Annotated in this window: 9 protein-coding genes; 6 read left to right on the top strand and 3 right to left on the bottom strand. The window is 68.1% G+C overall.

Annotation, left to right across the window (positions count from 1 at the left end):
* Window positions 1-107 precede the first annotated feature (107 nt).
* Window positions 108-2366 (bottom strand): acyltransferase family protein, encoded by a 2259-nt coding sequence (locus ACNQS7_RS21650; RefSeq protein ID WP_418014148.1) that lies wholly within the window; start codon window positions 2364-2366, stop codon window positions 108-110.
* A 139-nt stretch (window positions 2367-2505) separates the two neighbouring features.
* On the opposite strand from ACNQS7_RS21650, the gene ACNQS7_RS21645 reads away from it, so the two are divergent.
* Window positions 2506-3906 (top strand): wax ester/triacylglycerol synthase family O-acyltransferase, encoded by a 1401-nt coding sequence (locus ACNQS7_RS21645; RefSeq protein ID WP_418014147.1) that lies wholly within the window; start codon window positions 2506-2508, stop codon window positions 3904-3906.
* Here ACNQS7_RS21645 and ACNQS7_RS21640 read toward each other — a convergent pair.
* A complete protein-coding gene (locus ACNQS7_RS21640; RefSeq protein ID WP_418014146.1) occupies window positions 3870-4652 on the bottom strand; it encodes an SDR family NAD(P)-dependent oxidoreductase in 783 nt (260 codons plus the stop codon). The genes ACNQS7_RS21645 and ACNQS7_RS21640 overlap by 37 nt on opposite strands.
* A gap of 825 nt (window positions 4653-5477) precedes the next feature.
* Here ACNQS7_RS21640 and ACNQS7_RS21635 point away from each other — a divergent pair.
* Window positions 5478-8024, top strand: a complete 2547-nt coding sequence (locus ACNQS7_RS21635) for a PE family protein (RefSeq protein ID WP_418014145.1) — start codon at window positions 5478-5480, stop codon at window positions 8022-8024.
* Window positions 8025-8525: 501 nt separating this feature from the next.
* On the opposite strand, the gene ligD is transcribed toward ACNQS7_RS21635, so the two are convergent.
* Complete coding sequence (ligD, locus tag ACNQS7_RS21630; protein ID WP_418014144.1) at window positions 8526-9563, bottom strand: non-homologous end-joining DNA ligase; 1038 nt, start codon at window positions 9561-9563, stop codon at window positions 8526-8528.
* A gap of 37 nt (window positions 9564-9600) precedes the next feature.
* Between ligD and ACNQS7_RS21625 the strand changes: the two genes are divergently transcribed.
* From ACNQS7_RS21625 to ACNQS7_RS21610, 4 genes are read left to right on the top strand one after another with little or no spacing between them, the layout of a single operon-like run.
* Window positions 9601-10671 carry an ATP-dependent DNA ligase gene (locus tag ACNQS7_RS21625; protein ID WP_418014143.1) on the top strand — a complete coding sequence of 357 codons (1071 nt, stop codon included), beginning with the start codon at window positions 9601-9603 and terminating at the stop codon, window positions 10669-10671.
* Window positions 10672-10708: 37 nt separating this feature from the next.
* Entirely contained in the window at window positions 10709-11302 is a 594-nt protein-coding gene (locus ACNQS7_RS21620) for a TetR-like C-terminal domain-containing protein (RefSeq protein WP_418014142.1), read from the top strand.
* A 35-nt stretch (window positions 11303-11337) separates the two neighbouring features.
* Complete coding sequence (locus tag ACNQS7_RS21615; protein ID WP_418014141.1) at window positions 11338-11793, top strand: hypothetical protein; 456 nt, start codon at window positions 11338-11340, stop codon at window positions 11791-11793.
* Between the two features lie 36 nt (window positions 11794-11829).
* Window positions 11830-12249 carry a hypothetical protein gene (locus ACNQS7_RS21610; RefSeq protein ID WP_418014140.1) on the top strand — a complete coding sequence of 140 codons (420 nt, stop codon included), beginning with the start codon at window positions 11830-11832 and terminating at the stop codon, window positions 12247-12249.
* Window positions 12250-12313 lie beyond the last annotated feature (64 nt).

Raw genomic sequence — 12313 nt, 5'->3', positions numbered from 1 at the left:
TCCCTACCACCTGCATGAAGGGCGTCATCGAAGCCGACGACTGCGTCCCGTACAGGAAGCGGGTGCCTGACGCGGCGCGCGACGCACCGACGACGTGGTCGCCTGGATCATCCGTTAGCGACGAGCGCGCGGTCGGACAATGCCGCGAGAGCCGGCGCCAGCAGCCTGGAGTATTCCAGCGTCAGGTGACCCGCGTCGACGTAGACCAGGGTGTTGCCGATGATGACGGGGCAGCGCTGCTTGGTGCAGAACAGATCGGTGAGGTCGACGTACTGTCCCCCGCCGGCCTTGACGGCCGCGGCCTCGGCCGCCATGCCGTCCCGGTCGAACGCGAACGACATCGGCGGCGAACACAGGGTCGCGTCGGTGAGGTGCTCGGACAGGCAGCCCGGCACCGCGGCATTCAGATGCGGCAGCGGCCCGAGCACCATCACCTTGGCGCCGATGCCGCGCAGCTGCTCCGTCAGTTTCTTGAGGCCGTTGACCCAGGCTCCGTCGTACGAGGAGAAGCCCGAGAGGAATCCGTTGCTGTGGGTGGCGGTGTAACCCCGGAACACGCTGAGTACGACCAGCTTCGGGTGTTCGGCCCGCAACCGGGACATGATCTCGCCGCGCCACTGCTCGCAGTGTTGGAGGTACTCGACGATGGGGGCGACGAAACGGTTGGCGATGGGCAGATCCATCATCGGGCAGGCCGCCTTGGCCATCGCTTCGATTCGCCAGGGCCGTTGCTTGCCGACCTCCCTCAGCGCCGGAATCCACATCGAGGCATGCGAGTCGCCGATTACTGCCACCGTCGTCTTGGAGGCTTTGTCGCCCATCGCGCACTCGGGCTGTCCGGCCTGAATCGGCAGGCGCAGGCAGCCGTCGAACATCATCTGGCCAACTTCGCCGGCCGCGTCCGCCAGCGACGGGCTCAGGTTAGAGGGCACGTCCTTCAATTCGGCAGATGCCGCGACGGCAGCCTGCACCTGGCCGAACACGTTCTGTACCGCCGCGTCGTAGGCCGCGATGTCGTCCCCGGTGGGCAACGGCGGCGGGTTGATGGTCAGCGGCGCGGCCACCGCACCGCGCGCGACCGCGACGGGCATCGGGATCGACGACACGTACATCAGCAACGCCACGCCCACCAGCGCCGCGAGCGTGGTGGCGAACCCGCCGACGGCCAGGCTCTTCATCGGCGACTTGTGCAGCACGGTGGCGTAGCGCAGCGGGTTCTCCACATAGCGCAGGGTGAGCCATCCCAGCCCGCCGGAGACCACCACCGCCGCGACGAACTTGCCGAACAAGCCCAGCGGGTGGCCCACCACGATCGGGGCGAACACCAGCACCGGCCAGTGCCACAGGTACCACGAGTAGGACAAGCGACCGATCGCCCGCATCGGTGACCAGCCCAGCATGCGCCCGGCGCCCTGATTCGGTGTGGAGCAACCGGCGCCGAGCAACAATGCGGTGCCGAGGACTGGCAACAGCGCCGCGGTGCCCGGGTAGGGAATGTCGGGGGTGTAGAAGACGCAGGCCGCCAGCACCATGGCCGCGCCGATCCACCCGATGGTCACCGCGGCCCGCTCCGGGAGCCTGCTCCACTGGTTGGCCGTGAGCGCCACCAGGGCGCCCAGCGCCAGCTGCCAGGCCCTGGTGAACAGCGAGAAGTACGCCGCGAGCGGCATCACGTAGGTGACCAGCAGCGACAGCAGGAACGAGGAAACCGCGATGAACGTGACGAGCACCAGGAACGGCGTCTTGGACGGGATTCTTGCGGACGCTTCGTCGGTCTTGTCGTCAGTCTTCTTGCGTCGGCGCAACCGCCGGATCAGCCATGCCAAGCCGACGATCATCGGCGGCCACAGCAGATAGAACTGTTCTTCCACGCCCAGGGTCCAGTAGTGCTGGAACGGCGAAGGCGCGCCGCCGGCGAAATAGTCGACCTGCTGGACGATGAACCAGAAGTTGGGGACGTACAGCGCGCATGCGATGGCGTCCTTCAGTGCGCTCTGGGCCTGCACCACGGGCAGCAGGAACGCCGCGGCGATCGCGGTGATGACGCCGATCGTCGCCGACACGGGCAGCAGGCGCCGCGACCGCGCCCCGTAGAACTTCTTCAGCCCGACGGTGCCAGTGGTGCTCACCTGTTTCCAGAGCTGGCCGGTGATGACGAAGCCGGAGATCTCGAAGAAGATATCCGGGCCGACGAAGCCACCGCTGACACCGGGCATGGAGATGTGCCAGCCGACGATGGCCAACAGGGTGAAACCGCGCAAACCCTCGATGTCGTCGCGGAATCCGCTCTGGGGTGTGTGCTTCGCTTGCGCGTCCGGCGACGGCAGCACGCTACGAGCGGAGCTCACGTTCTCGGACTGACGCACGATCCCCCACTGTATATAAGTGGCCGTGAATACAAGCCTGAACGGCGGCAAGTGACTAAAGGGTGGCGGAACGGGGCCCAAATGCCCTCGCGGCAATCACGGGCACAGCGCAGCATCTCCCCTGGACAGGAGATGCGCGATGACCAAACCGATTCCGCCGCTCGACCTTTCATGGCTGCTGATCGAGTCACCGGGCAGCACCACCCACGTCGGCGCGATGTTGCTGTTCCAGAAGCCGTCCGACAGCGAGTCGCTGGTGCGCGAGATCGTGGACTTCTACCGGGCCTGCTCGCCGGCGCCGCCGTTCAATTACGTTCCCGAGCTGCTGGGCCGCGGCGGCCCCCATTTCCGCGAAGTGGACAACTGGGACCCGCACTATCACGTCGAGCACCTCGCACTGCCGGCCGGATCCAGCTATGACGACCTGCTGCGCCTGGTCGCCGACCTGCATGAGGCGCAACTCGACCGCAGCCGGCCGCTGTTCCGCTGCTGGATCATCGATGGTTTGCCGGACCGGATGTTCGCGATCTACACCAAGACCCATCACTGCATCATCGACGGCGAGTCCGGGCTCAAGCGGTTGTACGACGGCCTGAACCTCTCCGACGAGCCGACCATCCCCAAGCCCGCTTTCGCGCTCGACGTGCCGGCGCCCGCGCCGCACCCGCCGACACCGCTCCTCGGGCGCATCACCGACTCGATCCGGGGCGCGCTCACCCAGGTCGGGGCGCTCAACCAGGTGTCGGTCACCGCGTTGCGCAAGGTGTTCGCCGGTATGTTCCGGTCCCACCTCGAAGGCAGCCTGCCGTTCGCGGCGCACCACGCCCCCACCAACGAACCACTCAAGATCGGGCGCAGCTTCGCCACGCTGTCGCTGCCGCTCGAGGAGATGCACGACATCGGGCGGCACTTCGGGGCCACCCTCAACGACGTCGCGGTCAGCATCGTCGACGCCGGGTTGCACGCCTACCTGCGGGAGACCGGACGCGCCTTCGGGCATCCCTTCATCGCGATGTGTCCGGTGTCGCTGCGGGGCGGCGACGACACGGCGATCGGGACCCGGGTCTCGGCCCTGTTCGTACGGCTGGGTGAACCCGACGTCGAGATGACGGACCGGATCGGGCAGGTGGCGTCGTCAGTGGCCGCAGCCAAGAAGGAGTTGGCCGCCATGTCGACGGAGGCGGCGATGACCTACGCGGTGGGACTGGTCGCGCTGGCGGGCCTCGGCTCCTCCACCCATCTGGACCGGATCGCCCATCCGGCGTGCAACCTGGTGATCTCCAACGTCGCAGGCGCCAAGGAGACCAGGTACCTCAACGGCGCACGCCTGCTGGGTATCTACCCGGTCTCCGCGCTGGCCGCGTCGATCGGCCTCAACGCCACGCTGGCGTCTTACCACGACAGCATGGACTTCGGCTTCATCGGCAATGCCGCCGCGATCGACGACATGTCCCGGCTGGCCCACCACACGCTGCACGCCTACGAGGAGCTGAAGAAGTCAGCTCACAGCGTGGGAACGAACCCGCCGTCGATCCGGTAGTCGGAGCCGCTGATGTTGCCCGCACGCTCGCTGGCCAGAAACAGCACGAGGTCGGCGACTTGTTCCGGGGTGGTGAAGCGGCCGGTGGGCGTGTCTTCCAGAATGTTCGCCAGCACGTCGCCGGCGAGTTCCCCGTTCGCCTCGGCCAGCCCCTCCGCCAGACCGCCTTCCGTCCACTTTTCAGTGAGCACCAGTCCCGGGCTGATTGAGTTGACCCGAATGTTCAACGGCCCCAATTCTTTTGATAAAGCCTTGGCAAGGTTGGTGACGGCGGCCTTGGTGGCGCAATAGTCGTAGGTCACCGCGCCGGGGTAGTAGGCGTTGATCGACCCGATGATCACGATGGAGCCGCCGCCGCGCCTTTCGATCTCCGGCAGCGCCGCGCGGGTGGGCCGCACGATTCCCATCATGTTGAGGTCCCAGGACGCCTGCCAATCTTCGTCGGTGATACCGACGAAGCCGCCCGGGCGTGGAGTGGCGCCGCCGACGTTGTTGACCAGGATGTCGATGCCACCTCGACCGGCGGCCGCCCCGATCAGCTCCTGCGCACCGTCGGGCCGCGACAGGTCGACCGACACGTAGGTGACTTGCCCGGCCTCTTCCATCGCGGGCAGTTCCTTGCCCGGCGTTCGGGAACCGGCCACCACATAGGCGCCCGCACCGACCAGCGCTTTCGTCACCGCCAGGCCGATGCCCTTACTGGCGCCGGTGACCACGGCCGTCTTACCCGCCAGACGCAGATCCATCTCACCCGCTTCGCCGATATCCGGCTCACAGAATATGCATGCGACGACGTATCGGGTCCGGTTATCTCATTTCTTGCGGTCGGTATCCCGCGATGGCTGCACCCGCTTGGGTTCGAGCGGCATCTTCGGAGTGCCTACGCGCTCGCGGCCATGCTCACCTGCGTAAATGCAGGTCACTGAGCTATGCCATGCGGGAAGTTATCGGGCGAGAACTCGCCCGCTTTGGCGCTGCCATGAAGCCGCCTGTCCTGACAGTATCCAGCAACACAGTCGATGGAGGGGATGGCCTAAATGCGGCACTGTGTTCCATGTTGAGCTGCAATAACGCGTGTTACTGCCTCAAGTGTCCGCGCTCGTCCGCAGCGGACGATTGCCTTGATCGAGCCGGGGTCGCCGGTCTGACGTTTACCGCTTCCGCACTCAATGCGGAGCCTCCGCATCGGGTTCGTCCGCCGATCTCGATGAGGTCAGCCCGGTTCGTACCCGGGAACGGCTAAGCGTCGGGGTGCGAGAGATCCTGACGGGCCAGCCGACAATTCCTCTTCGAACCAAGTCGAAAGCGATCGTCAGCTCGTCCGTTCGGGATTACCTGGTAACACCTCGCCGTGGCTCTCTTCGCTCACAGCGGAGTCGTACCCGCTCGTCGACGTGCTGCACGTGAAGGCTTGGGGCGCTGACGATAGCGCTGTCATGCGCTGGTCACGACCAGACTGACGCGACTCAGCACTCCACCAGCCACCTTTAAGTAGTCGATCACTTAAGCCCGTCCCGTCGTTTCAGGTGACGATTGATTGCGCGGCCCGGACGAGCTAAGGGTGGTCAGACATGTCGTTTGTGATCGCGGCGCCGGAGATGATGACAGCGGCGGCAGCGGATTTGGCCGGTGTCCAATCGGCCCTAAGCGCAGCTCACGCAGCTGCGGCAACGCAGACGACTGCGGTTCTTGCCGCGGCCGAGGATGAGGTGTCGGCAGCCATCGCAGCGCTCTTTTCCGCCCACGGCCAGGATTATCAGGCGCTCAGCGCGCAGGCGGCGGCGTTTCAGGAGCAGTTCGGGCGGGCCGTGGCCGCGGGCGCGGATTCGTATGCCAGTGCGGAGGCCGCCGCTGCCACGCCACTACAGAGTCTGCTCGAGCTAGTCAATGCCCCTTTCTTGACGTTGACCGGGCGTCCGCTCATTGGCAACGGCGCCGACGGGGCCCCGGGGAGCGGGGCCAACGGTGGGGCCGGTGGGTGGCTGCTGGGCAACGGCGGGGCTGGCGGCTCGGGCGCGAACGGCCAAGACGGCGGTAGCGGCGGGGCCGCCGGTCTGCTGGGCACCGGCGGGGCAGGCGGGGCAGGCGGGGCCGCAACGGGTGCCGGCAATATTGGCGGGCTCGGCGGTGCCGGCGGTGCCGGCGGGCTGCTGTACGGGAATGGCGGGTTCGGTGGTGTCGGCGGAACCGGCCTGACCGACGCGGCGGGTGGTGCCGGTGGCCGCGGCGGGGTCGGCGGGCTGTTGGGCGCCGGCGGGAACGGCGGCGCCGGCGGCTTCGGCAACGGGCCTGGCGGGGGCGCCGGTGGGGCCGGTGGGGCCGGTGGGATTGTGGCCGGGCTACTCAGCGCGGGCGGTGGAAACGGCGGTGTCGGCGGGGACAGCGTCAGCGGCCCCGGTGGTGCGGGCGGACCCGGCGGCACCGCCGGTCTGCTCGGGCCCGGCGGGGCTGGCGGTGCTGGCGGATCTAGCCAAGCCGGTGTCGGCGGGCTGGGCGGGGCCGGCGGCGATTGCGTACTGGGCGCCGGCGGCTTCGGCGGGGCCGGCGGAACCAGCCAGGATGGGGTCGGCGGGGCTGGCGGTGCCGGCGGCAATTGCGTAGTGGGCGCCGGCGGCTTCGGCGGGACCGGTGGGGCCGGCGGCATGCAGGGCGGGGCTGGCGGGGCTGGCGGCAACGGCACTGTGCTGGTGATCGGCGCGGCCGGCGGGGCCGGCGGCGCCAGCGTCCTCGGCGCCGGCGGGAACGGCGGGGCCGGCGGGAATGCCCTTCCGCTGTCGCTGTTCAATGGCGGGTCCGGCGGCGCCGGCGGATCGAGCTTGAGTGGTCCCGGTGGTGCTGGCGGCGCCGGCGGCAACGCCCTGCTCTTCAACGGCGGCAACGGAGGCAACGGTGGGACCGGCACAACGCTGGGTGCCACCGGTCTCGGTGGCATCGGCGGGCTGATGGGTGTCGACGGCTTCAACGCACCTGCCAGCACGTCGCCTCTGCACAACCTGCAGCAGCAGGTGCTCAAGGCCATCGACGCGCCCGTCCAGGCGCTGACCGGGCGCCCACTGCTCGCCAACGGCGCCAACGGGGCTCCGGGCACCGGGCAGCCCGGCGCGCCCGGCGGGTGGCTGCTCGGCTCCGGCGGCGAGGGCGGCTCAGGTGGGCCGGGCCTGAATGGCGGCGCCGGCGGGGCCGCGGGGCTGCTCGGTCTGGCCGGTAACGGCGGGGCCGGCGGAAACTCATCGACCGGCAACGGCGGGGCCGGCGGGGCCGGCGGGCCCGGCGGCTTGGATTATGGCGGCGCCGGCGGCAATGGCGGGCTCACGACGGCACCAGGCGCATTCGGTGGGTCCGGTGGGGCCGGCGGATGGAGCGGATTGACGGGCTACGGCGGGGCTGGCGGGGCCGGCGGGGCCGCAATCGGCATCAACGGCACCGGAGGGACCGGCGGGACCGGTGGGACCGGTGGTCCGCTCGGCGTGCTGCTCACTGGCGGCCAAGGCGGACCCGGCGGGGTCGGCGGATACGGCACCCTCACCGGGGGTGCGGGCGGACACGGCGGCGACTCCGGCCCGCTCGCCGGACCCGGCGGCGCCGGTGGAGCTGGTGGGATGGGCATGAGCGTCGGCGGCGCCGGCGGCAATAGCGGCAATGCAGGCCTGCTGTGGGGCAACGGCGGGGTCGGCGGGACCGGAGGGTTCGGCGACGTCACAGGTGGCGCAGGGGGGCACGGCGGCAATGCCGGCCCGCTGTTCTCTAGCGGCGGGACCGGCGGCAGTGGCGGGAACTCCAATGGCACTGGGGGTGCCGGCGGGATCGGAGGCAACGCCCTGCTACTTGGCGACGGCGGCACCGGGGGCACCGGCGGCTTCGGGGTTGCGGCTGGGGGTGCCGGCGGGGGCGGCGGCACCGCCGGCCTACTGGTGGGCAACGCCGGCGCCGGCGGCGCCGGTGGGGACTCGGGGACCGGCGGGACCGGCGGGAAGGGCGGGACCGGCGGCAACGCCTTAGTGATCGGCAACGGCGGCAACGGCGGCAACGCCGGCCGGAGCACCACCGCCGGCACCGCCGGCACCGGCGGCACCAGCGGGCTGCTGCTCGGACTGAACGGGATCAACGGGTTGCCGTAGCCAGGGCCGACCCCTAGGGCTCCCAGTCGTCCTGCGGCGGCTTAGGTTCGCCGCTATCAGAAGTCGTTCTCTTCTAGCCACAGCTTCGCGGCGTCGTCATCGCTGAACGTGATCCGATCTTCCGGGGTCACAATCACCCGCTGCGGGAGATCACAGACACCTGCCCAGCCCGCGGCCCATACAGGATCGAAACGTGACCATGTCGAATCCGGTGGGCGATGTGTCGCCTATGCGGTCGAAGTCGCGGCCAAGCGGCGCTAGCGCGTTAAGAGCCGATGAGTTGCGCGGCCTACTTGGTCAGGGTCGAGAGATCTGCTGGTAGTCCACGCTCGGCCAGCCACTGGCTGAAGTATGTGATGGATTGGCCATACAGGACGAGGTTGCGGTCGGCTTCCCTGCGACGCGCAGTGCGGCTGAAGCTGGCGCGCGGGGATTCGAGAGTCTCGGACACCTATCAAGGCTCGGGCAAGTACATGCCATGCTAGCGACACCGCCACATCACTACGGCTTGTCTTCCCTTCTCAAATCCGTATCTCGGCTCGGCTGAACACGCTTCGGCTCCCCCGGCATCTTCGGATAGTTCGGCGGGTAGGGCATGTCACCCAGGCCGCGCTCCTCGTCTGCCTCGACCATGTCCAGCAACACCGCGATCGACTGGGCGTCATCGTCCATGCCGGCCCAGGGATCGTCGCGGCGCGCAACCAGGCCGGGGACGGTCGCCATGGTGTAGTCGTCCGGATCGGCACCGGCCAGCTCGTCCCAGGACAGTGGCATCGAGACGGTCGCGATCGGGGTGCGCCGTACCGAATACGGCGAGGCCATGGTGCGGTCCCGGGCGTTCTGGTTGAAGTCGATGAAGATGCGCTCGCCGCGTTCTTCTTTCCACCACGAGGTGGTCACCCGCTCCGGAGCACGGCGCTCGACCTCGCGGGCCAGCGCGATACCCGCCCGGCGCACCGCGATGAAATCCCAGTCGGTGGCGATCCGCAGGTACACGTGGACGCCGCGTCCCCCGGACGTCTTCGCATAACCCGTCAACCCGAGCTCGGCGAGCAGCGGCCGCAGCACCTCGACGGCGACCGTCCGCGCGTCCTCGAACCCGGTTCCCGGCTGCGGGTCCAGATCGATCCGCAACTCGTCGGGATGCTCGGTGTCGGGGCAACGCACCTGCCAGGGGTGCAGCGTGACGGTGCCCATCTGTGCCGCCCACACGATCGCGGCGGGCTGGGTGACCATCAGCGCGTCCGCGGTCCGGCCGGACGGGAAGGTCACCCGGCAGGTCTGCAGATAGTCGGGATGATGCTTGGGCACCCGTTTCTGGTAGATCTCCTCGCCGTCGATGCCGTCGGGGAATCGCTGCAGATGAGTGGGGCGGTCCCGCAGCGGGGCGAGCATCGGCCCCTGGGACACGGCCGCGTAGTAATCGATCAGCCGGCCCTTGGTGCCGTTGGAGCCGAGCTTGGGGAAGTAGACCTTGTCACGATTGGTCACCCGAACGGCGATGCCGTCGATGTCGAGTTCTTCTGCTGCGGCAGCCATATCCACAGTCCAGCATGCCGCACGCCAGAATGAACCAATGGACTTACCCGTCATGCCGCCGATTTCGCCGATGCTGGCCAAGTCAGTGAAGGGCATTCCGCCGGATGCGTCCTACGAGCCGAAGTGGGATGGCTTCCGGTCCATCTGTTTTCGCGACGGTGTCGGTGTAGAGCTGGGCAGCCGCAACGAGCGGCCGTTGACCCGCTACTTTCCCGAGCTGGTCGCGGCGGCGCAGGCCGAATTGCCGCCGCGCTGCGTCATCGACGGTGAGATCGTCATAGCAACAGCTCGCGGCCTGGATTTCGAAGCGCTGCAACAACGCATCCACCCGGCCGACTCGAGGGTGCGGATGCTCGCCGAGCAGACACCGGCTGCGTTCATCGCGTTCGATCTGCTGGCCCTGGGCGACGACGACTACACCAGACGCCCATTCGAGGAGCGGCGCGCGGCGCTGGCCGAGGCGCTGGCCGACTCCGGCCCGTCCTTCCACGTCACGCCGGCGACCACGGATCAGGCCGTCGCGCAGCGCTGGTTCACCGAGTTCGAGGGCGCCGGTCTGGACGGCGTGATCGCCAAGCCGCTGACCGTCACCTATCAGCCGGACAAGCGCGTCATGTTCAAGGTCAAGCACGAACGCACCGCGGACTGCGTGGTCGCCGGCTACCGGGTCCACAAATCCGGCAGCGACGCGGTCGGCTCGCTGCTGCTCGGGTTGTACCAGGACGACGGACAACTCGCCTCGGTCGGTGTGATCGGCGCCTTCCCCATGGCCGAACGCCGACGCCTGTTCGGCGAGCTGCAAGCACTGGTCACCAGCTTCGACGAGCACCCCTGGAACTGGGCCGCACACGAATCCGGCGAACGCACTCCCCGCAAGAACGAGGGATCTCGCTGGAATGCCGGCAAGGACCTGTCTTTCGTGCCGCTGCGGCCCGAGCGGGTGGTCGAGGTGCGCTACGACCACATGGAGGGCGCGCGCTTTCGCCATACCGCTCAGTTCGATCGGTGGCGTCCCGACCGCGACCCGCGCTCGTGCACTTATGAACAGCTTGAGCAACCGCTGACCTTCAGCCTGGGCGACATTGTGCCCGGCCTTGGTGAGAAGTAGTTCTCGAAAGCGGCGCTCGAGTCGTACGGTAGAGCACATGCGGCCGTCGCAGCGACCGGACGTATCCCCGGCTTCCATCCCCGCGGACCTGCGCGCGCGGGTGATGCCGGCAGTGCTCGACGAATTGGCACGTTGGGGCGTCGAGCGATTCAGCGTGGAAGCCATGGCGGAGCGCCACCGCCTCGATGTGGCAGCGATCTATCACTATTGGGGCAACCGCCAACAACTGATCGTCGACGCCGCGGTGCGCGATGCCGAAGTGTTCCGCGCGGCGTTGGATACCGGGTCGTTGCGGGGTGACCTCCTTGCTCTCGCCCGCACCCTCGCCGCGGATGTCAACACGCCGATCGGCCGCACCTTCCACCGGGTGATGGTGATGGACAGCCGTGCCGGACATCACGACGGTGAGACCCGAATGATGTTCTGGCAGCGGCGTTTCAGTGTCCTCCGCTCGGTTATCGACCGGGCCCGGGAACGCGGCGAACTGCGGGATGGCGTGCACACCGTGGCGGCAATTCAGATCGTGACGGCCCCGATCTATGTTCGCAGCCTCTACATGGAGAATCCCGTCGACGACGGCTACTGCGTGGCCATCGCCGACCTGGCGTGGCATGCGCTGCGCAAACAATGACGGGTCCGGGCACCCGCGGCCTTTAGGATATCGAAATGCTGCACGTCTCCGCACTGTTCGTTCCGCGTAATGCCGCGTTCAACGAACAGGGCGCCATCGATGCCATGTCCATCCCCATGGCGTGGTTCCAGGTTGATCAAATGCCTTTGTGGGCAACGGTCCCGGTCGTTCTGGTGGTACACGCACCGGCGGGCGGCGATTACGACCCGGAAATTCACGTCGTGTGCAAAGACCCGTCGGGGGCTCCCCGCGGATCGCTGCGGGCGGCGTGGCACTGGCCGGACGATGGCAATCGCGCCTCCAAGTACCGGTGCTTCACTCAAGAACTCTCCTTCCCGGTGGAGACCGAGGGCGAGTACACCCTCGGGGTCTACTACGACGCCGAGGGCAAGTTCGAACTTTCCACGCCGGTGCCGATGTCCATCCTGCTGGCCGAGACGGAGCAGCCCGCGGACAGCGGCGAAACAACTTTCAGCGAGCCTGCCGAATAGGCCGGCGCGCGGCGCCGGCACCCTTAAGATGTCGCAATGCATGTAGCCGCTTTGCTCGTGGCGGGCTCCGCCAACATCGACGATTCCGCGATCGACGCCACCCGCGTGCCGATCACCAGCTACGAGGTCAACCAGACCCCGGTGTGGCTGACGGTCCCACTCGTACTGGTGGTGCACGCACCCTCCGGTGGTGATTTCGACCCGGAGTTGTTCATCGTCTGCAAGGACCCCGGCGGGACGATCCGGGGCACGGTTCGCTCCGCGTGGCAATGGCCGGACGAGGACAAGCCGTCCAAGTACCGGTGTTTCACTCCCCAGCTGTCGTTCGCGATCGAGACCACGGGCGAGTACACCATCGGCGTTTACCACGACGCCGAAGCGCTGCGGCCGATCGCGACTCCGATACCGCTGATGATCAACATGGCCGGGGTGCGCCCCGGACGGAACGGCAGCTAGACCGCCGGGGTCGCAGTACTCGCTGTGATCGGGCGGCGGGCTTGTCGCTTCGAGTGTGCGCCTA

Origin of the sequence: Mycobacterium sp. 23 (genome assembly GCF_048287075.1) — a bacterium.
GTDB lineage: Bacteria > Actinomycetota > Actinomycetes > Mycobacteriales > Mycobacteriaceae > Mycobacterium > Mycobacterium gordonae_B.
The sequence above is the reverse complement of the archived record's forward strand: the minus strand, read 5'-3'. Positions and strand labels throughout refer to the sequence as shown.

What these genes read in the sequence shown, in the direction of transcription:
- ACNQS7_RS21610 (WP_418014140.1), top strand. Translation starts at nt 11,830, where the DNA reads ATGCATGTAGCCGCTTTGCTCGTGGCGGGCTCCGCCAACATCGACGAT.
- ACNQS7_RS21635 (WP_418014145.1), top strand. Translation starts at nt 5,478, where the DNA reads ATGTCGTTTGTGATCGCGGCGCCGGAGATGATGACAGCGGCGGCAGCG.
- ligD (WP_418014144.1), bottom strand. Translation starts at nt 9,563, where the DNA reads ATGGCTGCCGCAGCAGAAGAACTCGACATCGACGGCATCGCCGTTCGG.
- ACNQS7_RS21625 (WP_418014143.1), top strand. Translation starts at nt 9,601, where the DNA reads ATGGACTTACCCGTCATGCCGCCGATTTCGCCGATGCTGGCCAAGTCA.
- ACNQS7_RS21620 (WP_418014142.1), top strand. Translation starts at nt 10,709, where the DNA reads ATGCGGCCGTCGCAGCGACCGGACGTATCCCCGGCTTCCATCCCCGCG.
- ACNQS7_RS21645 (WP_418014147.1), top strand. Translation starts at nt 2,506, where the DNA reads ATGACCAAACCGATTCCGCCGCTCGACCTTTCATGGCTGCTGATCGAG.
- ACNQS7_RS21640 (WP_418014146.1), bottom strand. Translation starts at nt 4,652, where the DNA reads ATGGATCTGCGTCTGGCGGGTAAGACGGCCGTGGTCACCGGCGCCAGT.
- ACNQS7_RS21615 (WP_418014141.1), top strand. Translation starts at nt 11,338, where the DNA reads ATGCTGCACGTCTCCGCACTGTTCGTTCCGCGTAATGCCGCGTTCAAC.